This is a genomic window from Mesorhizobium vachelliae, from assembly GCF_033977325.1.
Taxonomy (GTDB): Bacteria; Pseudomonadota; Alphaproteobacteria; order Rhizobiales; family Rhizobiaceae; genus Mesorhizobium; species Mesorhizobium vachelliae.
Genome location: NZ_JAVIIR010000005.1, coordinates 235,311 through 256,549, shown reverse-complemented (window position 1 = coordinate 256,549; position 21,239 = coordinate 235,311). Strand labels below are relative to the sequence as shown.

Here is a 21,239-nt window from a genome sequence, read left to right as displayed (position 1 = left end):
TAATCAATTAACTGGTGGAGGCCGTCTCAGAACGGCAATTTCATTCCGGGCGGAATCGGCAGGCCTGCCGTCAACGCCTTGGTCTTCTCCTGCATCACCTGCTCGACCTTATTTTTGGCGTCATTGTGGGCGGCCAGGATGAGGTCCTCCAGGATCTCGGCTTCATCCGCCTTGATGAGAGACGGATCGATCTTCAGCGCCTTCATCTCGAACTTGCCGGTCAGCGTGATGCTGACAAGGCCGCCACCGGCCTGGCCGGTGGCTTCGAGCGTGGCGATCTCGTCCTGCATGGCCTGGAACTTGGCCTGCATTTCCTTCGCCTTGCCCATCAGGCCGAGAAGATCTTTCATCGGATGGTCCTCTAAGATTGTTTCAGATTTCGTCGTCGTCGGCCGCAGGCTCGACCGGCACTTCGGCCTCGGCCTCTTCCACGTCCGGCACATCTGGGATGCGCACGTCGATGATCTTGGCGCCGGGGAAGCGGGCGAGGATGGCGGCGACCGTCGGATCGGCCTTGGCGTCGGAGAAGGCATTCTCGCGCTTCGTCGTCTCCATCTCGGCCAAGGTCTGGCCGCCCTCTTCCTTCGACAGCGACACCAGCCAGTTGCGACCGGTCCAGGCGCGCAGCTTGGAGGTCAGGTCGTTGAGCAGCATCTTGGGCGCGTCGTCGGTCAAGGTGACGTCGAGACGGCCGGGCTCGATGCGCACCGGCCGCACGCAGCGTTTCAGCAGCACTTTGAAGGCCATGTCGCGATTGGCGTCGGCAAGCGCGACGATGTCGGCCAGCGATTTGACCGGAACGACAGGCGTTTCGACGACCGGTTCTGGCGCCGGAACGAAAGCGGCGGGCGCGGCCTGCGTTTCGACCAGGCGCATGGTCTGCGCACCGCCATTTGAACTGGGCATCCGCGCCTGCGCCACGGCGCTGGCGCCGCCGCCATTGCCTGGATTTGCAGGTGCGCCATTGGCGCGTGGCGCGCCATTCGGCAGCGGACCCGCGCCTTCCAGCGATTTCAGCGCCTCGTCCAGCGTCGGCAGGTCGGCGGCATGCGCCAGCCTGATCAGCACCATCTCGCCGGCGCTGACGGGGCGATTGGAGGACTGCACCTCGGGAATGCCCTTGAGCAGCATCTGCCAGGTCCGCGACAGCACGCGCACCGAAAGCGTGCCGGCGAATTCGGCGCCGCGCCGGCGCTCGTCCTCCGAAAGCGAGGCGTCGTCGGCCGCCGCCGGCACGAAGCGCAGCCGGGTGACGAGGTGGTTGAACTCGGCAAGGTCGGTCAGCACGGCGGCCGGATCGGCGCCGGTGTCGTATTGCGCGCGGAACTCGGCGAGCGCCGCCGCCACGTCGCCTTTCATGACATGCTCGAACAGGTCGATGATGCGGGCGCGGTCGGCGAGGCCGAGCATGGCGCGCACCGCGTCGGCGCTGACCGTGCCGCTGCCATGGGCGATCGCCTGGTCGAGGATGGAGAGCGAATCGCGCGCCGAGCCTTCGGCGGCGCGCGCGATCATCGCCAAGGCCTCGTCGTCGACGGAAATGCCTTCCTTGGCGGCGATCGAGGACAGATGGCCGACCAGCGCGCCGGCATCGATGCGGCGGAGATCGAAGCGCTGGCAGCGCGACAGGACCGTGATCGGCACCTTGCGGATCTCGGTGGTGGCGAAGATGAATTTGACGTGCGGCGGCGGCTCTTCCAGTGTCTTCAGCAAGCCGTTGAAGGCCTGGGTGGAGAGCATGTGCACTTCGTCGATGATGTAGACCTTATAGCGGGCCGAGACCGGCGCGTAGCGGACGCGGTCGATGATGTCCCTGATGTCGTCGATGCCGGTGTGGGAGGCGGCGTCCATCTCGATGACGTCGACATGCCGGCCTTCCATGATCGCCTGGCAATGCTCGCCGGGGATCGAAAGGTCGACGGAGGGCTGGTCGACGGTCGCGGTCTTGTAGTTGAGCGCCCGCGCCAGGATGCGCGCGGTCGTCGTCTTGCCGACACCGCGCACGCCGGTCAGCATCCAGGCCTGGGCGATGCGGCCGGTGGCGAAGGCATTGGTCAGGGTGCGGACCATCGGCTCCTGGCCGATCAGCTCGGAGAAATTCGAGGGGCGATATTTGCGCGCCAGGACGCGATAAGCGCCAGCCTTACCTGTCTCCAGGCTTTCTGGCCCCAAATTTCCGGCTTCGCTCATTCGCCGTCAAAAGCTCCCAGGACCGCGACGGAAGGCGGCCGATTCCTGCGCATAGTCTCGCCCGCACGGCTTGGCACCGTCAATGTCGCGGGAGAAAGGCGAAGAGGCGGGAGGCTGGAACAATGACCCGTTCCGGGCTCGTTAGGGCTGCTTCCTTCCGGACCTGACCCGGTTGGCGAGTGGATCGTCCACCACCAACCTCCCGTGCTCCATATCGGCAATTCGGCGGCGAAATGCAAGGGCCGAGCCGGAACCCGCAGCCGCATCGAGACTGGAAAGTCCTTCAAAACGATAATAGCGGTCAATGAATCGCTTGCAGCCACCCTGCCGCCGCTCTAGCGTTCGTTGGTTTGAAGAATGCTACAAGAAACGAAGGAAACGCCCATGCTGCCTGGCCTCAAGGCCGGTTTCACGCTGGACGCCCGATTGGAGGCGGACAGCGAGCAGCTTATGTGGCTTGGCCTTTGCGAGCTCAGATTGATGAACGATCGCCGCTGGCCATGGCTGGTGCTGGTGCCGCAGCGGCCGGGTGTCGAGGAAATCCACGAGATGACGCCGCTCGACCAGGCGATGCTGACCTTCGAGACCAATATGGTGGCGCAGGCGCTGAAGCGGGTGACCGGCTGCACCAAGATCAACACCGGCGCTTTGGGCAACATCGTGCGCCAGTTGCATGTCCACGTCGTCGCCCGCTCCGAGGGCGACCCGGGCTGGCCGGGACCGGTCTGGGGCCATGGCATGCGGGAACCGTACCAGAGCTCCGACATCAGGCGGTTTGCCGAAACGATCAAGGCGGCGCTATAAGCTGACCAGTGTCCATTCAGCATCCCCCGTGTCCCTCAGCCTGCCCGAGTCCCCATGAGCTTTCGCCTGTTCGACGCGCCCTTGCGCGAGCCCAGCCAATTCGTCGGTTTCGCCGGCAACCGGATCGACCGGCAGTCCGAGAACCGCGCCGACGACGCGGTCGAAAAAGCGCTGGCCGACGGGACCGCGCGGCTGATGCTGATGCATGCCGGCCGGCTCTATCTCAAACTCGACGACGAAGCGTTCGACCCGTGGTTCAAGGCGGATGAAAGCCAGGCTTTCGAGGTTTCGCTCGGCCAAGGCGTGCTGCTCGGTTTTTCCGAGGAAGGCCCTGTGCTGGCGATGCCCGCCGGCGTCGAGCCGGAAAAGCTGCCCGAAACGGTCAAGGCGATCGACTACCGTTCGGTCTATATGCAGGGGCTGGTCGACGAGGCGGCCGCCGGCGCGCTGGCGCAAGGCGCGGCGCTGCTTGCCTGGCACGCCAGCCATGCCTTTTGCTCGAAATGCGGCAACCGTTCGGAGATGCGCGCCGGCGGCTACCGGCGCCATTGCCCTTCCTGCGGCACCGACCACTTTCCGCGCACCGACCCGGTGGCGATCATGCTGACGGCGACGCGCGAGAAATGCCTGCTGGGGCGTGGCAGGCATTTCGCGCCGGGCATGTATTCAGCACTTGCCGGCTTCATCGAGCCGGGCGAGACGATCGAGGCGGCGGTGCGGCGCGAGACGCTGGAGGAGGCCGGCATTAGGCTCGGCCGCGTCGTCTACCACGCCAGCCAGCCCTGGCCGTTCCCCTATTCGCTGATGATCGGCTGCTTCGGCGAGCCGCTCAACGAGGATATCCAGGCCGACCTCAACGAGCTGGAGGACTGCCGCTGGTTTTTCCGCGAGGAGGTGCGCACGATGCTGGACAGGACGCATGCCGGCGGCTTGATTACACCGCCGAAAGGGGCGATCGCCCATCACCTCATCCGCGCCTGGGTCGACAGCGAATAGGAGCAGAAGAATGATCCGCCACACCGTCGTGTTCACGCTGAAGCATCCGCCGCAGTCGCTGGAGACAAAGCGCTTCCTGCACGACGCGAAGAAGATCCTCACCGGGATCAAGGGTGTCACGCATTTCGAGCAGTTGCGGCAGGTGAGCCCCAAGAACGACTACCAGTTCGGCTTCTCGATGGAGTTCGCCGACCAGGCGGCCTACACGCGCTACAACGAGCACCCCGACCACGTCGCCTTCGTGCGCGACCGCTGGGTGCCGGAAGTGGAGTCGTTCATGGAGATCGACTACGTGCCGCTGGGCTTCGACTGAAATTCAGGTGAGGCCGGCCTGCAAATGGCGGCCTCCTGCGCTTCCAGTGCTCGCGTACATTAAGTACGCTCCGCTCCGGTTCTCGGAGCCCGCCATTTTCGACTCGGCCTGACCTGAATTGCGCTGGCGCTAGTCTGCCACCTTCCACTGCTCGCGCGAGGCGCTTGCCGGATAGACGCCGAGGATACGCACCTCGCGCGAGAAGAAGCGCAGCTCGTCCAGAGCCAGCTTGACCAGCGGATCGTCCGGGTGGCCTTCGATGTCGGCGTAGAACAGCGTCGCGGTGAAGGCGCCGAGCTGGTAGCTCTCAAGCTTGGTCATGTTGATGCCGTTGGTGGCGAAGCCGCCCATGGCCTTATAGAGCGCGGCCGGCACGTTGCGGACGCGGAAGATGAAGGTGGTCATCATCTTGGCGTCGGGCGCGGGGCGTTCCACCCATTGCTTGTTCTTGGTCAGCACGACGAAGCGGGTGACGTTGGAATCGGTGTCCTCGACATTCTTCTCGATGATATCGAGCCCGTAGAGCTCGGCGGCCAAAGCCGGCGCCAGCGAGGCCATGGTGCGGTCCTTGACCTCCGACACCATCTTGGCCGAGCCCGCCGTATCGCCGGCGATCACCGGCTTCCAGCCGTTCTTGCGGATATATTTGCGGCACTGTCCCAGCGCATGGATATGGCTATGCACGGTCTTGATCTCTTCGCGCTTCACCCCCGGCAGCACCATGAGCTGGAAGTGGATCGGCAGGAAATATTCGCCGACGATGTGCAGCTTCGATTCCGGCAGGAGGTGATGGATGTCGGCGACGCGCCCGGCGATCGTGTTCTCGATCGGGATCATGGCGAGATCCGCCTTGCCCGTCTCGACCGCGTTGAAGGCATCCTCGAAGGTCGGGCAAGGCAATGGCTCCATCGACGGGAACATGTTGCGGCAGGCCGTGTCGGAGTTGGCGCCTGGCTCGCCCTGGAAGGAGATTCGGTTGGTCTTCTCAGCCATTACGGGTGTCTCAGTTTGAGAGGATTTTTCGCGCCCGCTCCAGATCGTCGGGGGTGTCGACGCCAAGCGGCATCGATTTGACGATCTCGGCGTCGATGCGCATGCCGGCTTCTAGCGCGCGCAGCTGCTCGAGGCGCTCGCGACGCTCGAGCGGCGACGGCTTGAGCGCCACGAAGCGCTCCAGCGCCGCGCGTCGATAGGCGTAGAGGCCGATATGGTGGTAGAGCGGCCCCTCGCCCCAGGGCGCGGTGGCGCGGGTGAAATAGAGCGCTTTCAGCCGTGTCGCCGAAAGCGGCGAGCCGACGATCTTGACCACGTTCGGGTTGGTCCTCTCTTCGTCGCGCACGATCTCGACGCCGAGCGTGGCGATATCGACCGATTTGTCCTCGAACGGCCGCAGCGACGCGCCGATGATCTCAGGATCGATGGTCGGCAGGTCGCCTTGGACGTTGACGATCGTTTCCACCCGCCTTTCGGGGTCGAGCGCCGTCAGCGCCTCGAAAATGCGGTCGGAGCCCGATTCGTGATCCGCGCGGGTCATGACCGCCTCGAAGCCATGCGCGCACACGGCTTGCGCGACCGCTTGCGTGTCGGTTGCCACCACCACGCGGCCAAGCCCGGCCTCGGCGGCGCGCCGGGCGACATGGACGATCATCGGCGCGCCCGCAATGTCGGCCAGCGGCTTGCCCGGCAGGCGCGTCGAGGCCATGCGGGCGGGGATCAGGATCAAGGTTGACATCGGATTTTTGGACGGTCGAAAAACGCGGATGGAAAAGTGGCAAAAGGTCTCACTGGAAGCGCCCTTATAGGTGTTGCAACGCCAGAGCAAAAGACCTAGTTTCCGCCCGATTTGACTGGCCTTTCAGGGCAGTTCGCGATACCGACGGACGGAGTGGACGGGACGGTCCGCCGGAAAAGGGAGCAAGGGGCGTATGGATTCCAACGAAGTCAACAAGCTGCTCGGCGGATTTCTGGGAACCTGCTTCATCGTGTTTTCGATAGGTCTTGTCTCGGACGGGCTGTTCGCCTCGCCCGCGCCGGAAAAGCCCGGCTTCGCCATCGAGGCCCAGGAGCCGACCGAAGGCGGCGGCCCAGCCGCACCTGCAGCGGCCGAAAAGCCGATCGCCGATCTGCTCGCCAACGCCAGCGCCGATGCCGGTGCCGCCATCTTCAAGAAGTGCCAGGCCTGCCATTCCGGTGAGAAGGGCGGTCCGAACAAGGTCGGTCCGGACCTTTGGGACATTGTCGACCGTCCGGTCGCCGAGCATGAGGGCTTCGCCTATTCGGCCGGCATGAAGGACTTTTCCAAGGGCGGCCAGGAGCACTGGACCTACGAGAATATCAACCACTTCATCACCTCGCCGAAGAAGTTCGTGAAGGGCACGGCGATGGGCTTCGCCGGCCTGCCGAAGGAAGAAGACCGCGCCAATGTGATCGCCTATCTGCGCACGCTGTCGGACAATCCGAAGCCTCTGCCGCAGCCGGGCGCTGCCGCCGACGCTTCCAAGCCCGCCGATGCGGCCAAGCCGGCGGACGGCGCTGCCAAGCCGGCCGATGGCGCCGCCAAGCCGGCTGAGGGAGCCGCTCCGGCCAAGCCCGCGGCGCCCGCTCAATAAACAATTTGTCACAGAGACTTCCTTGGAAAAGCCGGGTTCGTCCCGGCTTTTCTGTTAGGAAAGCTGCATGGGCGGCGACAAAGGCGGCACTTGCGGTTTCCACCGGCGTCAAATGATCTAGATTGCGGGTGGTCGGAGCAATTCCAGGAAAGCGAGAACCGGTTCCGTCAGGAATTGCTTCGAGACAAAGCGAGCGGCCATCGTTTCCGCGAAACGATGAATGCTCCGGGGCTCGCGACGAGGAGAACGCATGAAGGTTGGCCGCTTCCCCACGCTTTTCGCATCGGCGCTCGCGCTCGCCTTCGCCGCCAGCCTGCAGGCCGGCTTCGCCGATGAATGGCATACGACGTCCTCGCTGATCGGCCCCTCCAAATATGGCGAGAAATTCCAGCGCTACGATTACGTCAATCCGGATGCGCCGAAGGGCGGCACCTACAACTCCGTGGTCACCGGAACGTTCGACAGCTTCAACCCCTATATCGTTCAGGGATCGCCGGCCGCCGGCTTCGCCCAGTTTGGTGGCGGACTACTCTACGATACGCTGATGGACCAGGCGACCGATGAGGGCAGCGTCAGCCACCCGCTGATCGCCGAAGCCTACAAATATCCGACGGATTATTCGTCCGCGACCTACCGGCTCGATCCGCGCGCCAAATGGCATGACGGTCAGCCGATTACTGCTGACGATGTGATCTGGTCGTTCCGGGTGCTGAAGGCCAACAGCCCGATGTACAATCGCTATTTCGAGAACGTCACCGACGCCGTCGCGGTCTCGGACCGCGAAGTCGAGTTCCATTTCAACCAGAAAGGCAACCGCGAACTGCCAAAGATCCTTGGCGATCTCGTCGTTTTACCGAAGCACTGGTGGGAAGGCACCGACGGCAACGGCAAGAAGCGCGACATCACCAGGCCGACGCTGGAGCCGCCGCTCGGCTCCGCGGCCTACAAGATCGCCAGCTTCAAGCCGGGCGCCGAGATCGTCTGGCAGCGCGTGCCGGACTATTGGGGCGCCAAGCTGCCGGTGAAGATCGGCCGCGAGAATTTCGACACCCAGCGCTTCACTTACATCCTCGACGACAATGCCGCCTGGCAGGCCTTCACCAAAGGTGGGCTGGAAGACATCAAGCCGGAAAACAGCTCGAGGCGTTGGAATACGGCGTACAATTTTCCGGCGGTGAGCTCCGGCGATGTGGTCAAGCAGGTGTTCAAGACCACCTCGCCGGAACCCATGCAGGCCTTCATACTCAACCAGAGACGGCCGCTGCTCCAGGACCGCCTCGTGCGCGAAGCTCTGACGCTTCCGTTCGATTTCGAAACGATGAACCGCACGCTGTTCTATAATTCGAACACGCGTACCCACAGCTATTTCCAGGGCACCGAGCTGGCGTCGAGCGGACTGCCGCAGGGCAAGGAACTGGAAATCCTCGAAAAATACCGTGACAAGCTCCCGCCCGAGTTGTTCACGCAGGAGTTCAAGCTACCAGTCTACGACTCGCCGCAGGCCGAGCGGAAATACCTGAAGCAGGCGGTCGACCTCTTTGCCCAGGCTGGCTGGGTGATCAAGGGCGGCAAGATGGTGAATGCCAAGACCGGCGCGCCGTTCAGATTCGAGATCCTTGGCTGGAACGACACCGATCAAGTGATCTCCAGCCCGTGGATCGCCAATCTGCGGAAGATCGGCGTCGACGCCAGTTTGCGCATCATCGACCAGACGCAATACATCAACCGCGTCAACAATTTCGATTATGACGTCATCACCAGCCAGTTGCAGCAGTCGGAATCGCCCGGCAACGAGCAACGCGATTTCTGGAGTTCGAAGGCCGCCGATACGCCCGGATCGCGCAATTATTCCGGGATAAAGAATCCAGTCGTCGATGCTCTCGTGGACCGCATCATATTCGCCACCGATCGAGACGACCTTGTCGCCACGACCCACGCGCTCGACCGTATCCTTCTGTGGAACTACTACGTCGTTCCGCAATACTATCGCGCCGTCGTGTGGCTGGCCTATTGGAACAAGTTCGGCATGCCGGAGAAGCAGCCCAGTTACCGCGGCGCCGATATCGATTCCTGGTGGATCGACACGGCGAAGGAAAAGGCGCTGGCCGCCAAATACAAAGGCCTCAATTGATGGGGCCGCGGACTTTGCTTCCTCGCCGCGACTTCCTGGCGCTCGGCGCCGCGGCCACGGCCGCTGCGCTGCTACCCGGCCGAGCCTTTGCCGACACCCCGACCGGCGTCAAGCTGCACGGCCTGTCGGCCTTCGGCGACCTGAAATACAAACCCGATTTCACGCATTTCGACTATGTCAATGTCGATGCGCCGCAAGGCGGCACCTTCAATTTCTCGCCACCCAATTGGGGCCAAAACCAGAGCCCGCAGACCTTCAACACACTGAACTCTTTCGTCCCCAAGGGCGATTCCCCACAGCGCATGGAAATGTGCTTCGATTCCCTGATGGTGCGGGCGCTCGACGAGCCGGACGCGGTCTATGGATTGATCGCCGACAGTGTCACGATCTCGGACGACCGCAACAGCTTCATTTTCTCACTGCGCCCGCAGGCACGCTTCCATGACGGCACGCCGCTCACCGCCGACGATGTCGCCTTCACCTTCAAGCTGCTGAAGGACAAAGGGCATCCGGATTACGCGCTGTCGCTGACACATCTTGAAGACGCAGTGGCGAAGGACACCCACACGGTCGAGCTCAAATTCTCCGGCAAGCAATCGGCCCGCACCATCCTCAATGTGGTCGGATTCCCGATCCTTTCGAAGGCCTTCTTTACGGCCAACCCGTTCGATTCCTCGCAGCTCAATCCGCCGCTCGGCTCGAGCGCCTACAAGGTCGGGCGCTGGTCGGCGGGCGCCTGGATTGAATATGAGCGGGTGGCGGACTATTGGGGCAACGACCTGCCGGTCAATCGCGGCCAGAACAATTTCGGGCGTATCCGCATCGAATTCTACCAGGACCGGACCGCCGGCTTCGAGGCCTTCAAGAAGGGCGATATCCTCTACCGCGAGGAGTTCACATCGCGCGTATGGGCAACCGCTTATGACTTTCCGGCCTTCACCGCCGGCAAGGTGGTCAAGCACGAGTTTCCGGCCGAAACCACGCCCTCCATGCAAGCCACAGCCGTCAACCAGCGGCGCGAGCAATTCAAGGATCCGCGTGTGCGGCAGGCGATCGCGCTCTGCTTCGATTTCGAATGGACACGGCGCAATTTCTTCTATGGTTCCTATGAGCGTTCGCAATCCTGCTTCGAGAAATCCGACTTCCGGGCCACAGGCATGCCAACGGCGCAGGAGCTGGCGCTGCTGGAACCGCTGCGCGACCAGCTGCCGCCGGAGACCTTCGGCGAGGCGGTGACGCAACCGCCATCGGACGGGTCAGGGCGGGACCGCAAGCAACTGAGCGCTGCGCTGAAATTGCTCGCCGAGGCCGGCTGGAAACGCTCCGGCGACTTCGTGGTCAATGACAAGGGCGGGCGGCTTGCCGCCGAATTCCTGGTCGACGACGAGACATTCGTGCAGGTCTATTCCCCCTGGGTCGCCAACATGAAGGCCATCGGCATCGACGCCTCGATCCGCTTGGTGGATTCAGCGCAGTACCAGCTCAGGCAATCGACATTCGATTTCGACCTGCTGTCGGCCGCCTTCAATTTCAGCGCCACACCGACCCGCGACGATCTGGAAATCTTCTTCCACTCGCGCAGCGCCGCCATATCGGGCTCACGCAACCTGTCGGGCGTTGCAAGCCCGGCAATCGATGCGCTGATCGATGCCGTCGGCGCCGCCAAGGACCGTGAAAGCCTGACCACCGCCATGCGCGCGTTGGACCGGGCCTTGCGCGCACGGCGCGATTGGATTCCAAGTTGGTATCTGGCGAATCACCGAAGCGCCTATTGGGACATGTTCGGGTTCCCCGAGCAGAAACCCGATTTCGGCTTTCCGGTCGAGGCGCTGTGGTGGTTCGACAAGGGCAAGGCGGCAAAGATTGGCAAAGCCTGACATCACTGTTCGCACGGGACCCGTCGCCTGATGGGCGCCTATATCCTGCGCCGCATTCTTCTCATGATCCCGACGCTGTTCGGCATCATGGCGATCTCCTTCGCGGTCATCCAGTTCGCGCCGGGCGGCCCGGTCGAGCAGGTGATTGCCCGGCTGACCAACCAGGGCGGCAACGATCGCCTCGGCAGCGGTGGCGGCGATGCCGGCGGCGGCGGCAATTTCGACGTTGCCGGCGATGTCAGCTCGAAATATCGCGGGGCGCAGGGGCTCGATCCCGAATTCATCAAGAAGCTGGAAAAGCAGTTCGGCTTCGACAAGCCGCCGCTCGAGCGCTTCGGCATGATGCTGTGGAACTATAGCCGCTTCGATTTCGGCGACAGCTATTTCCGCGATATCTCGGTGCTGAACCTGATCCTGGAGAAGATGCCCGTCTCCATCTCCATCGGCCTGTGGATCACGCTTCTGTCCTATCTGATCTCGATCCCGCTCGGCATCCGCAAGGCGGTGAAGGACGGCTCGACCTTCGATGTGTGGACCAGTGGCGTCGTCATCGTCGGCTATGCCATTCCCGGCTTCCTGTTCGGCATCATGCTCATGGTGCTGTTCGCAGGCGGTTCGTTCTGGGACTGGTTTCCGCTGCGCGGCATCGTCTCGGACAATTGGGACCAGCTCTCCTGGCCGGGCAAGATCGCCGATTATTTCTGGCATATGACGCTGCCGCTGACGGCGCTCGTGCTCTCGGCTTTCGCGACGACCACCCTGCTTACCAAGAACTCCTTCCTCGAGGAAATCCGCAAGCAATATGTCGTGACGGCGCGCGCCAAGGGCCTGTCGGAACGCAAGGTGCTCTACGGCCACGTCTTCCGCAACGCCATGCTGATCGTGATCGCCGGCTTTCCCGGCGCCTTCATCTCCGCCTTCTTCACCGGCTCGCTGCTGATCGAGAACATCTTCTCGCTCGACGGTCTCGGCCTGCTCGGCTTCAAGTCGGTGATCGACCGCGACTATCCGGTGGTGTTCGCCACCCTCTACATCTTCTCGCTGCTTGGCCTGTTCGTCGGCCTGATGTCCGACCTGATCTACACCTGGGTCGATCCGCGCATCGACTTCGAGCGGAGAGACATCTGATGGCCGAGGCCGCGATCGAAAGTGCGCCGGCGCGGCCCCGCAGGCCATTCCTGTCGCCGCTCAACCAGAGGCGATTGCAGAACTTCAAGGCCAACCGGCGCGGCTACTGGTCGCTCTGGATCTTCCTCTTCCTGTTCGTGCTGTCGCTGTTTTCCGAGTTGATCGCCAACGACAAGCCGATCATCGCCTCCTACAAGGGCGAGATCCTGTTTCCGGTCCTGGTCGCCTATCCGGAAGAGAAGTTCGGCGGCTTCTACGCCGTCACCGACTATCGCGATCCGGTGATCCAGGACGAGATCAACTCCAACGGCTGGATGATCTGGCCGCCAGTGCGCTACTCCTACCAGACGGTCAACAACGCCATTCCGGAACCGGCGCCGGCAAAGCCGTTCTGGCTTTACGACAAGAAGACGCGCTGCAGTCAGTACCCGAAGGGAGAGGCCGACGAGAACTGCGTGATCGGCAACTGGAACTGGCTGGGCACGGACGACCAGGCCCGCGACGTGCTGGCGCGCGTGCTCTACGGCTTCCGGATCTCGGTTCTGTTCGGCCTGATCCTGACGCTCGGCTCGTCGCTGGTCGGTGTCGCGGCCGGCGCGGTGCAAGGCTATTTCGGCGGTTGGACCGACCTTCTCTTCCAGCGTTTCATCGAAATCTGGTCGGCGATCCCGGTGCTGTACCTCCTGCTCATCGTCTCGGCCATCCTGCCGCCCGGCTTCTTCATCCTGCTCGGCTTGATGCTGTTGTTTTCATGGGTGGCGCTGGTCGGCGTGGTGCGGGCCGAATTCCTGCGCGCCCGCAACTTCGAATATGTCAACGCGGCGCGCGCGCTCGGCGTGCCAAACCTCACCATCATGTTCCGGCACCTGTTGCCGAACGCCATGGTGGCAACGCTGACCTTCCTGCCCTTCCTGCTCTCGGGCTCGATCTCGACGCTGACCTCGCTCGACTATCTCGGCTTCGGCCTGCCGCCCGGCTCGGCCTCGCTCGGCGAGCTGCTGAAACAGGCGCAGCGCAACCTCAACGCCCCCTGGCTCGGCATTTCCGGCTTCATCGTCATTTCGCTGATGCTGTCCCTGCTGGTGTTCATCGGCGAGGCGACACGCGACGCCTTCGATCCGCGCAAGACGTTCAAATGAGCGAAGTGCTGCTGTCCGTCCAAGATCTGAGCGTCGCCTTTGCGCAGGGCGGCAAGCAATCGATCGCCGTTGACCATGTCTCTTTCGACATCGCCAAGGGCGAGACGGTTGCCCTGGTCGGCGAATCCGGCTCGGGCAAATCGGTATCGGCGCTGTCGGTGCTGAAGCTCCTGCCCTATCCCGCCGCCAGCCACCCCTCGGGCAAGATCCTGTTCAGCGGCGACGATCTGCTCGCCATGAACGAAAAGGCGTTGCGCGGCGTGCGCGGCAACAAGATCACCATGATCTTCCAGGAGCCGATGACCTCGCTCAACCCGCTGCACACGATCGAGCAGCAGATCGTCGAGGTGCTGCAACTGCACCAGGGCTTGCGCGATGCTCCGGCCCGCGCGCGTACGCTGGAGTTGCTCAGCGAGGTCGGCATCCGCGATCCGCAAAAGCGCCTCGACGCCTACCCGCACCAGCTCTCCGGGGGCCAACGCCAGCGCGTGATGATCGCCATGGCCTTGGCCAACGAGCCCGAGCTTCTGATCGCCGACGAGCCGACGACGGCGCTCGACGTCACCGTGCAGGCGCAGATCCTCGAGCTGCTGGCCAAGCTGAAAGCCCGCAAGGGCATGTCGCTTTTGTTCATCACGCACGACCTCGGCATCGTGCGCCGGATCGCCGACCGCGTCTGCGTCATGACCAAAGGCAAGATCGTCGAGAGCGGCCCAACCAGGGAAATCTTCGCCAATCCTCGGCATGACTACACCAAACACCTGCTGGCGGCCGAGCCGAAGGGCAAGCCGCCGGCAGCCGACCCGGGCGCCAAATCCGTCATGACGGGCAAGGACATCAAGGTCTGGTTCCCGATCAAGAAGGGTTTTTTCCGCAAGACCGTCGACCATGTCAGGGCGGTCGACGGCATCGACGTCACGGTGCGCGCCGGCCAGACACTCGGCGTGGTCGGCGAATCCGGCTCGGGCAAGACGACGCTCGGGCTGGCGCTGGCGCGGATGATCTCATCGACCGGCACGATCAATTTCAACGGACGCGACATCAACCAGCTCTCCTTCAGCGCCATGCGGCCGCTGCGCCGCGAATTGCAGATCGTGTTCCAGGATCCGTTCGGGTCGCTCAGCCCGCGCCTCTCGGTCTCCGAGATCATCGAGGAAGGGCTGAAGATCCACGCGCCCAAGCTCTCGGCCGACCAGCGCGACGACAGGGTGGTCGCCGTGCTGAAGGAGGTCGGCCTCGATCCCGAAACGCGCCACCGCTACCCGCACGAATTTTCCGGCGGCCAGCGCCAGCGCGTCGCCATCGCCCGCGCCATGGTGCTCAACCCGCGCTTCGTCATGCTCGACGAGCCGACCTCGGCGCTCGACATGAGCGTGCAGGCGCAGGTGGTCGACCTGTTGCGCGGCCTGCAGGCCAAGCACAATCTCGCCTATCTGTTCATCAGCCATGACCTCAAGGTGGTCCGCGCCCTTGCCAATGACGTCATCGTCATGCGCAATGGCCAGATCGTCGAGGCGGGACCTTCCGAGCAGATTTTCAGCAGCCCGCAAACCGACTATACGCGGGCGCTGATGGCGGCGGCCTTCAAGATCGAGACCGCACCGACCGGCGTGGTCAGCGAATAGCCGGACCCGCACTGGCGAAACAGGGAAGAAAAATCCGAGAATGGAAAAAGGCAAAATCCTGCTCGCCCTCACGGGCATCCACCCGCAGCGCTGGCGTGAGCTGCTCTCGGCCGAGCGCGAGGTCGTGCTGGAGCCGAACGGCGCCGACGATCCGTCGATCACCTATGCGGTGGTGTGGAAGCAGAAGCGCAACCTTCTCAAGTCGCTGCCCAATCTGCGCGCCATCTTTTCGATCGGCGCCGGTGTCGACCATATCTTTGCCGATCCCGACCTGCCCGACGTGCCGATCGTCAAGATCGTCGCCGACAATCTCACCCAGCACATGGTTGAATATGTCGTCTGGCGTGTGCTCGACCACCATCGCCAGGCCTCGCTTTACCGAGCCCAGCAGCAAAAGAAGATCTGGCACGAGCCGCCGCAACGGGTGGCCGGCGACGTTTCCGTCGGCATCATGGGGCTTGGCAGTCTTGGCCGCGCCGCGGCTTCGGCGTTGCTTTCGCTCGGCTTCGCCGTCAACGGCTGGTCGCGCAGCGACCGGCCGATGCAGGGCGTTTCGACCTATTCCGGCGAAGCGGGGCTGATCCCGTTCCTCAACGCCACCGACATCCTCGTCGTGCTCTTGCCGCTCACGCCGCAAACCCAAGGCATCGTCAATTACGGGCTGCTCAAGGAGTTGCGCCGGCGCAACGGCCTTGGCGGCGCCGTGCTGATCAATGCCGGGCGCGGCCGCCTGCAGAAAGACGCCGATATCGTGCGCGCGCTGGACGACGGCACGCTGAAGGAGGCGAGCCTCGACGTGTTCGAAGTCGAGCCGCTGCCCAAGACCAGCCCGCTATGGAGCCATCCGAAAGTGTTCGTCACGCCGCATGCGGCGGCGACGTCGGACCCGGCCCATCTGGTGCCGATCATGCTTCGGCAGATGGCCGCCTTCGAGCGCGGCGAAAAGCTCGACAATCTGGTCGACCGCGAGGCGGGTTACTAATTCAGGGTCAAATCCCACGCGCGAAAGCACTGCTTTATTGCTTCCACCGAGGACAGCTGCAGCTTGGGCAGGTCGAGCGCGTCGAACATCATGCTATATCGCTTGCGATTTCGCGGCTGGACCACGGCAATATGGTGGATCATGTCCCATTTGACGCTGTCGCGGCCGCCTTCCAGCGAGCCAAGCCTTCCGGTCTCGAACAAAGTTCGCCGAAAGTAGCGCAGCAGGCTCATGGACGTGGAGATATCCAGCAGGATCAGGCCCGTCGCCCGCCGGAGTCGCTGCGGCATGCAAACTGAATAATTTCCATCCATCACCCAGCGTTCGCCGGCGATTGCGGCGTCGTGCAGGGCAATGAATTCGCTCTTTGGGCGTGGCTCCCAGTCGGTGTTGGGCAGATGGTGCAGCACATCGAGGTGAACGGGCTCAAGGCCGCGCTTGCGGGCGATCGCGTTGGCAAGGGTCGACTTGCCGCTGTTGGACGGCCCCAGGATGCAGATGCGGTTGCCGAGGTCCGAGAGGTTCATGGCGGCCTTCAAACGAAGCTCGACGACCCGACCGATCGCAAAGCGGATGTCGAATATCGAATTCTCAGGACGGTTTCGAGCCGGGCAGCCCGAACGTCTCCTTCTTCTTCGGCTTGCCGCAGTCGCGGCGCTCGATCGAGCGGTTCATGGCATCGATCTCGCCGCTCGCCTTGTTGCTGGCGCGCTGCGCCTTGGAGCGCATGTCCGGTATGAACGGGCCAAAGCCCATCGCCGGATTGGAGAAGCTCGGCTTGGCGGTGATGGGCAGATTGTTCTGCCGCGCCAGCTGATTGCGCTGCGCCAGCAATTGGTCGCAAGGCACATCGTCATATTGCAATGAGGATTGGATATCCTCGTCCTGACGCTCGGCCAGCGATGTGCCGCCGACACATCCGGCGACCGTCAGGCAGGACGCCAACACAACCATGGTCCAGCGCATGGATCCCTCCTTAGGACAATTCCAGAAAAACCGCGTGGTGGTTTTCCATCCGGAATTGCGCAAAACAAAGACTTTGGTCACCGCCCCGCGCGACCCCGACCATGCCATTCAGGCTTTTTCGCAGCAAGGTCCGGCTCATGCGGTTGTCGAAGTCACCTGGGCAGTTGCAGCGGGAAGCCAGCCACGATGACCAGGCCTTCGACCGGATCATGCCGGTCATGCCGGATAATCGTGCTTTCCAGCGACAGGACCGCAAGCCCGTTGGCGCAAAGCACGCGCCGCGCATAGGCCTCGGAATGGGCATAACGCCGCGACGGCAAAAGGGCGAAATCGCCGCCGCCGGCAAGCGTCTCGAGCGAAAAGGCGAATATGCCGCCCTCGGCAAGCATCCCGGCCACCGCGCCGACGATACGTTCGAGGGCGCCGACATAGATGAACACATCGGCCGCGACCACGAGGTCAGCTCTGTCGCCAGTGTGTGAGAAATGCTGGAGGTCGACCTTGGCGAGCCGGTCATAGATGCCCTTGGCTTTCGCCTTCCTCAGCATGCCGGCCGAGATGTCGTAGCCCTCCAGCCGGTCGACGAAAGGACGCAACCTTTCGCCCACCAGGCCGGTGCCGCAGCCGAGGTCGAGGGCCAGCCGGAACCGGCCGGGCCTTGCCCTGCCGATGGCCTGCCTGAGAAAATCCGGCAGCCCATAGCCGAGTTTCCTGACGAGCGAGTCCTCGAAGCTGTCGGCATAGTGATCGAACAAGGTCTCGACAAAGGCGCTGGGCGGCGCCGCCGCGGCTGGCGCCTTGCCGATCAGTTGAAGCTTGAGCGCGGCGCCCAGGCGGTCCGCGGGCTCCAGCTTCAGCGCCATGGCCCAGGCCTCAGCGGCCTGGTCGGGCAGGCCAGCCGCCTCCTGCATCTCGCCGAGGCGAAACCAGCCAGCCGCCCATTGCGGCGCGAGCTCCAGCGCCCCGAGCAAGAGTTCCGCCGCCTGCGCGGGCTCTCCCGAGGCGAGCAGCATCTCGGCGAAATCGGCACGACGGTCGGCGTTCAAATCGCCCGACGAGGCCTGGAGCGGTTTCATATGTGGAGGACCCTACCGGCGAGGCCAGCCGGCCGCTGGCTGTAGGACGAGTCAGCAGTCTCTTGCAACAGGCTTCCCGCTGCAAATTTAGCCACTATGTTCAAAGCCATGCGCGCCAGCGACCTGCTCAAATCCCGGCCGGAGGGCCTCTACTGCCCGCCCGGCGATTTCTTCATCGATCCGGTGCGGCCCGTCGAGCGGGCGCTGATCACGCACGGCCATTCCGACCATGCGCGATCCGGCCACCACTCGGTGCTGGCGACGCAAGAGACGCTCGACATCATGGGACTGCGCTATGGCGAAGATTTCGCCGGAACGACACAGGCCGCGGCACTCGGCCAGACGATCGACATCAACGGCGTCGCCGTCACCTTCCACCCAGCCGGGCATGTGCTCGGCTCGGCGCAGATCTGCGTCGAGCATGGGGGCATGCGCATCGTCGCCTCCGGCGACTACAAGCGGCAGAAGGACGCCACCTGCCTACCGTTCGAGCCTATCCGGTGCGATGTCTTCATCACCGAGGCGACCTTCGGCCTGCCGGTGTTCCGGCATCCGCCGGATCATGAGGAGATCGCCCGCGTGCTCAAATCGGCGGCGCAGTTCCCCGAACGCTCGCACCTGATCGGCGCCTATGCGCTCGGCAAGGCGCAGCGCGTGATGCGGCTGCTGCGCGACGCCGGCTACGGTAGGCCCATCTATATCCATGGCGCGCTGGCCAAGCTCAGCGAATACTATCAGAGCCAGGGTATCGATCTCGGCCGGCTGGAGCCGGGGACGGTGGAGACCGGAGCCAAGGCCGATTTCGCCGGCGCCATCGTGATCGGGCCGCCGTCAGCCTTCGCCGACCGCTGGGCGCGGCGTTTTCCCGACCCGATCTCCTGCTTCGCCTCGGGCTGGATGCGCATCCGCCAGCGCGCCAAGCAGGGCGGCGTCGAGCTGCCGCTGATCATTTCCGACCACGCCGATTGGGACGAGCTGATCATCACGATCAAAGAGACCGGCGCGGAGGAAATCTGGGTCACGCATGGCCGCGAGGAGGCGCTGGTGCGCTGGTGCGAGCTGGAGGGCATCGCCGCGAGGCCGTTGCATCTGGTGGGGTACGAGGACGAGGGCGATTGATGGCGGAGGAGGTTTCGACAATCGCCAGCGTAGCGCTCTACGGCGCCCCCCTCTGTCCTGCCGGACATCTCCCCCACTTGGGGGGAGATTGGCGGTTTGGCCGCAGGCACTTCCTTTGCAACGTTGGCGATTGGCGAAAGCGACGGCGACATCTGATCTCCCCCCAAGTGGGGGAGATGGCCGGCAGGCCAGAGGGGGGCGCCTCGCGCCGGCTTTCGTTATTGGCCAGGCTGGCTCGCCCATGAACCGCTTCGCCGAGCTCCTCGACCGTCTCGTGCTGACGCCGTCGCGCAACGGCAAGCTGACGCTGCTGACCGACTATTTCCGCAGCGTCGAGGACCCCGATCGCGGGCTGGCGCTGGCGGCGATCACCGGCGATCTCACAATAGCGGCGGTGAAGCCGGCGATGCTGCGCGCGCTGGTGGTCGAGCGCATGGACCCGGTGCTGTTCGGTTATTCCTACGACTATGTCGGTGACCTCGCCGAGACGGTGTCGCTGGTCTGGCCACAGCCACAGGGCCATATCCCCAACCATGTGCCGACGCTTGCCGAGGTGGTCGGCAGGCTGCAGGCGGCAAGCCGCTCCGACGGGCCCAAGGTGCTGTCACGGCTGCTCGACGACGCCAGCATCTCAGCGCGCTTCGCCATCATCAAGCTGGTCACCGGGGGCTTGCGCATCGGCGTGTCGGCCAGGCTCGCCAAGCAGGCGCTGGCCGACCTCGGCAAGGTCGACGTCGCCGAGATCGAGGAGCTCTGGCACGGGCTGGCGCCGCCTTACGCCGAGCTGTTCGCATGGCTGGAGGGCCGTGCGGAAAAGCCGAGAAGCGCAGCACTCGCGCTGTTTAGGCCAGTGATGCTCTCCAATGCCGTCGACGACAGCGACCTCGAAAAGCTCGAGCCGGCCGACTATGCGGCGGAATGGAAATGGGACGGCATCCGCGTGCAGGCGGTGTGCGAAGGCGGCGTCCGCAGGCTCTATTCGCGCACCGGCGACGACGTGTCCGGCGCCTTCCCGGACCTTGCCGCCGCCATGAATTTCGAAGCGACGCTGGACGGCGAACTCTTGGTGGGCGACCCGCGCGAGGCGACGGGCACGTTCTCGGACCTGCAGCAGCGGCTGAACCGCAAGAGCGTCTCGCCGAAGATCCAGCAGCAATATCCGGCGTTCATGCGCTGCTACGACGCGCTGCAGATCGACGGCGAGGATCTGCGCGCTCTGCCTTTCGCCGAGCGCCGCAAGCGGCTCGAAGCCTTCGTTGGGACGCTCGATTCCAGTCGCTTCGATCTCTCGCCGCTGGTCGCGTTCCCCGACTGGGAGACGCTGGAACGGCTGCGCCAGGCGCCACCGCATCCGATCATCGAAGGGGTGATGCTGAAGCGCTGGGACTCGCCCTACCTCGCCGGCCGGCCGAAAGGGCCCTGGTTCAAGTGGAAGCGCGACCCGCACACCATCGACGCGGTGCTGATGTATGCGCAGCGCGGCCACGGCAAGCGTTCCAGCTTCTATTCCGACTACACGTTCGGCGTCTGGTCCGGCCCGGAGGGCTCGGAAGAGCTGGTCCCCGTCGGCAAGGCCTATTTCGGCTTCACCGACGAGGAGCTGAGAGAAATCGACAAATATGTGCGCGACAACACGATCGAGCGTTTCGGCCCGGTGCGCTCGGTGCGCGCCGACCGTCGGAACGGCCTGGTGCTGGAAGTGGCGTTCGAAGGTCTCAACCGCTCGACCCGCCATAAATCGGGCGTGGCGATGCGCTTTCCCCGCATCTCACGGCTGCGATGGGACAAGCCGGCCGCGGAAGCCGACCGCATTGAGACGCTGCAGGCGCTGTTGGACTGGGATCAGTCGACCGCCGGCACCGAGTGATGCTCATGTCTGAAGGTCCACTGTCCGGCTATCTTCTCGAAGCAAATTGTCAGCCGGAAATCCAGATTGCTGGATTGGCCATTCGTCACGAGCACGCATCGCATCAGCGCGATTGCGAAGGCGACATCTGTACCGGCTGTGATCTTCGAATCGACGATGTCGAATACAGGAGGATTAGGCGAGGCGCCAAAAAACAGAGGCCAGGTGTCGCGATAGGCCTCGATGCCTCTGCATTGCAGCGGCGGCGGAACGTCGAACATGATGAAGTCCGGTGCGTGGTGACGCAGAATGCCGTCCATGTCCTTGCGGCGCACGGCTTCAGCCCATTGGTCGATCAGCAGACGGATTTGTCCGGCGTCTCCCACCTGAGAATTGGGATCGTTCATCGTCTCCTCCCTGCCAATTTCCAGCACGGCG

Annotated in this window: 20 protein-coding genes and 1 other RNA gene; 12 read left to right on the top strand and 9 right to left on the bottom strand. The window is 63.7% G+C overall.

From position 1 onward, the window contains the following. Nucleotides 1-26 precede the first annotated feature (26 nt). From RFM41_RS13500 to ffs, 3 genes are all read right to left on the bottom strand, one after another. On the bottom strand, nucleotides 27-350 hold the full coding sequence (locus tag RFM41_RS13500; RefSeq protein WP_040993963.1) for a YbaB/EbfC family nucleoid-associated protein: 324 nt from the start codon (nucleotides 348-350) through the stop codon (nucleotides 27-29). Between the two features lie 22 nt (nucleotides 351-372). Continuing rightward, nucleotides 373-2,190 carry a DNA polymerase III subunit gamma/tau gene (locus RFM41_RS13495; RefSeq protein WP_320249029.1) on the bottom strand — a complete coding sequence of 606 codons (1,818 nt, stop codon included), beginning with the start codon at nucleotides 2,188-2,190 and terminating at the stop codon, nucleotides 373-375. 106 nt (nucleotides 2,191-2,296) lie between these two features. Continuing rightward, an RNA gene (gene ffs / locus RFM41_RS13490) (signal recognition particle sRNA small type) lies at nucleotides 2,297-2,393 on the bottom strand. A 181-nt stretch (nucleotides 2,394-2,574) separates the two neighbouring features. Here ffs and RFM41_RS13485 point away from each other — a divergent pair. The 3 genes from RFM41_RS13485 to RFM41_RS13475 are packed head-to-tail and all read left to right on the top strand — an operon-like array spanning nucleotide 2,575 to nucleotide 4,303. Next, nucleotides 2,575-2,994 carry an HIT domain-containing protein gene (locus RFM41_RS13485; protein WP_320249031.1) on the top strand — a complete coding sequence of 140 codons (420 nt, stop codon included), beginning with the start codon at nucleotides 2,575-2,577 and terminating at the stop codon, nucleotides 2,992-2,994. Nucleotides 2,995-3,048: 54 nt separating this feature from the next. Next, nucleotides 3,049-3,990: an NAD(+) diphosphatase gene (nudC, locus tag RFM41_RS13480; RefSeq protein ID WP_320249032.1), complete on the top strand. Its 942-nt coding sequence runs from the start codon at nucleotides 3,049-3,051 to the stop codon at nucleotides 3,988-3,990. Nucleotides 3,991-4,000: 10 nt separating this feature from the next. After that, on the top strand, nucleotides 4,001-4,303 hold the full coding sequence (locus tag RFM41_RS13475; protein ID WP_320249034.1) for a Dabb family protein: 303 nt from the start codon (nucleotides 4,001-4,003) through the stop codon (nucleotides 4,301-4,303). Nucleotides 4,304-4,432: 129 nt separating this feature from the next. Here the strand turns inward: RFM41_RS13475 and RFM41_RS13470 are convergent, their stop codons facing one another. Beyond that, nucleotides 4,433-5,296 carry a prephenate dehydratase gene (locus RFM41_RS13470; RefSeq protein ID WP_320249035.1) on the bottom strand — a complete coding sequence of 288 codons (864 nt, stop codon included), beginning with the start codon at nucleotides 5,294-5,296 and terminating at the stop codon, nucleotides 4,433-4,435. A gap of 10 nt (nucleotides 5,297-5,306) precedes the next feature. Beyond that, the gene (locus RFM41_RS13465) at nucleotides 5,307-6,035 is read right to left on the bottom strand and encodes a 3-deoxy-manno-octulosonate cytidylyltransferase (protein ID WP_320249036.1); all 729 of its coding nucleotides are present in this window, start codon (nucleotides 6,033-6,035) and stop codon (nucleotides 5,307-5,309) included. 193 nt (nucleotides 6,036-6,228) lie between these two features. Here RFM41_RS13465 and RFM41_RS13460 point away from each other — a divergent pair, with 193 nt between their 5' ends. The 7 genes from RFM41_RS13460 (at nucleotide 6,229) to RFM41_RS13430 (ending at nucleotide 15,794) form a co-directional block, all read left to right on the top strand. Continuing rightward, the gene (locus RFM41_RS13460; protein ID WP_320249037.1) at nucleotides 6,229-6,912 is read left to right on the top strand and encodes a c-type cytochrome; all 684 of its coding nucleotides are present in this window, start codon (nucleotides 6,229-6,231) and stop codon (nucleotides 6,910-6,912) included. A gap of 250 nt (nucleotides 6,913-7,162) precedes the next feature. Continuing rightward, nucleotides 7,163-9,043 carry an extracellular solute-binding protein gene (locus RFM41_RS13455; protein ID WP_320249038.1) on the top strand — a complete coding sequence of 627 codons (1,881 nt, stop codon included), beginning with the start codon at nucleotides 7,163-7,165 and terminating at the stop codon, nucleotides 9,041-9,043. After that, a complete protein-coding gene (locus RFM41_RS13450; protein ID WP_320249039.1) occupies nucleotides 9,043-10,920 on the top strand; it encodes an extracellular solute-binding protein in 1,878 nt (625 codons plus the stop codon). The genes RFM41_RS13455 and RFM41_RS13450 overlap by 1 nt, the downstream gene beginning before the upstream one ends. 30 nt (nucleotides 10,921-10,950) lie before the next feature. After that, nucleotides 10,951-12,048, top strand: coding sequence for a microcin C ABC transporter permease YejB (locus RFM41_RS13445; RefSeq protein WP_320249040.1), 1,098 nt, complete (start codon nucleotides 10,951-10,953; stop codon nucleotides 12,046-12,048). Continuing rightward, nucleotides 12,048-13,187, top strand: a complete 1,140-nt coding sequence (locus RFM41_RS13440; RefSeq protein ID WP_320249041.1) for an ABC transporter permease — start codon at nucleotides 12,048-12,050, stop codon at nucleotides 13,185-13,187. Before RFM41_RS13445 ends, RFM41_RS13440 begins: the two co-directional genes overlap by 1 nt. Beyond that, nucleotides 13,184-14,812 carry an ABC transporter ATP-binding protein gene (locus RFM41_RS13435; protein WP_320249042.1) on the top strand — a complete coding sequence of 543 codons (1,629 nt, stop codon included), beginning with the start codon at nucleotides 13,184-13,186 and terminating at the stop codon, nucleotides 14,810-14,812. Before RFM41_RS13440 ends, RFM41_RS13435 begins: the two co-directional genes overlap by 4 nt. Before the next feature lie 40 nt (nucleotides 14,813-14,852). Next, nucleotides 14,853-15,794 carry a 2-hydroxyacid dehydrogenase gene (locus tag RFM41_RS13430; protein ID WP_320249043.1) on the top strand — a complete coding sequence of 314 codons (942 nt, stop codon included), beginning with the start codon at nucleotides 14,853-14,855 and terminating at the stop codon, nucleotides 15,792-15,794. On the opposite strand, the gene RFM41_RS13425 is transcribed toward RFM41_RS13430, so the two are convergent. The 3 genes from RFM41_RS13425 to RFM41_RS13415 form a co-directional block, all read right to left on the bottom strand. Continuing rightward, nucleotides 15,791-16,321: a P-loop NTPase family protein gene (locus tag RFM41_RS13425; RefSeq protein WP_320249044.1), complete on the bottom strand. Its 531-nt coding sequence runs from the start codon at nucleotides 16,319-16,321 to the stop codon at nucleotides 15,791-15,793. The genes RFM41_RS13430 and RFM41_RS13425 overlap by 4 nt on opposite strands. A 64-nt stretch (nucleotides 16,322-16,385) precedes the next feature. Continuing rightward, nucleotides 16,386-16,760 carry a hypothetical protein gene (locus tag RFM41_RS13420; RefSeq protein ID WP_320249045.1) on the bottom strand — a complete coding sequence of 125 codons (375 nt, stop codon included), beginning with the start codon at nucleotides 16,758-16,760 and terminating at the stop codon, nucleotides 16,386-16,388. Nucleotides 16,761-16,912: 152 nt separating this feature from the next. Then, the gene (locus RFM41_RS13415; RefSeq protein WP_320249046.1) at nucleotides 16,913-17,836 is read right to left on the bottom strand and encodes a methyltransferase domain-containing protein; all 924 of its coding nucleotides are present in this window, start codon (nucleotides 17,834-17,836) and stop codon (nucleotides 16,913-16,915) included. Nucleotides 17,837-17,944: 108 nt separating this feature from the next. Between RFM41_RS13415 and RFM41_RS13410 the strand changes: the two genes are divergently transcribed. After that, nucleotides 17,945-18,955 (top strand): ligase-associated DNA damage response exonuclease, encoded by a 1,011-nt coding sequence (locus tag RFM41_RS13410; protein WP_320249047.1) that lies wholly within the window; start codon nucleotides 17,945-17,947, stop codon nucleotides 18,953-18,955. Nucleotides 18,956-19,196: 241 nt separating this feature from the next. Beyond that, nucleotides 19,197-20,822 carry a cisplatin damage response ATP-dependent DNA ligase gene (locus RFM41_RS13405; RefSeq protein ID WP_320249048.1) on the top strand — a complete coding sequence of 542 codons (1,626 nt, stop codon included), beginning with the start codon at nucleotides 19,197-19,199 and terminating at the stop codon, nucleotides 20,820-20,822. On the opposite strand, the gene RFM41_RS13400 is transcribed toward RFM41_RS13405, so the two are convergent. Beyond that, complete coding sequence (locus tag RFM41_RS13400) at nucleotides 20,798-21,208, bottom strand: nuclear transport factor 2 family protein (RefSeq protein ID WP_320249049.1); 411 nt, start codon at nucleotides 21,206-21,208, stop codon at nucleotides 20,798-20,800. The two genes, RFM41_RS13405 and RFM41_RS13400, sit on opposite strands and share 25 nt — an antisense overlap. Nucleotides 21,209-21,239 lie beyond the last annotated feature (31 nt).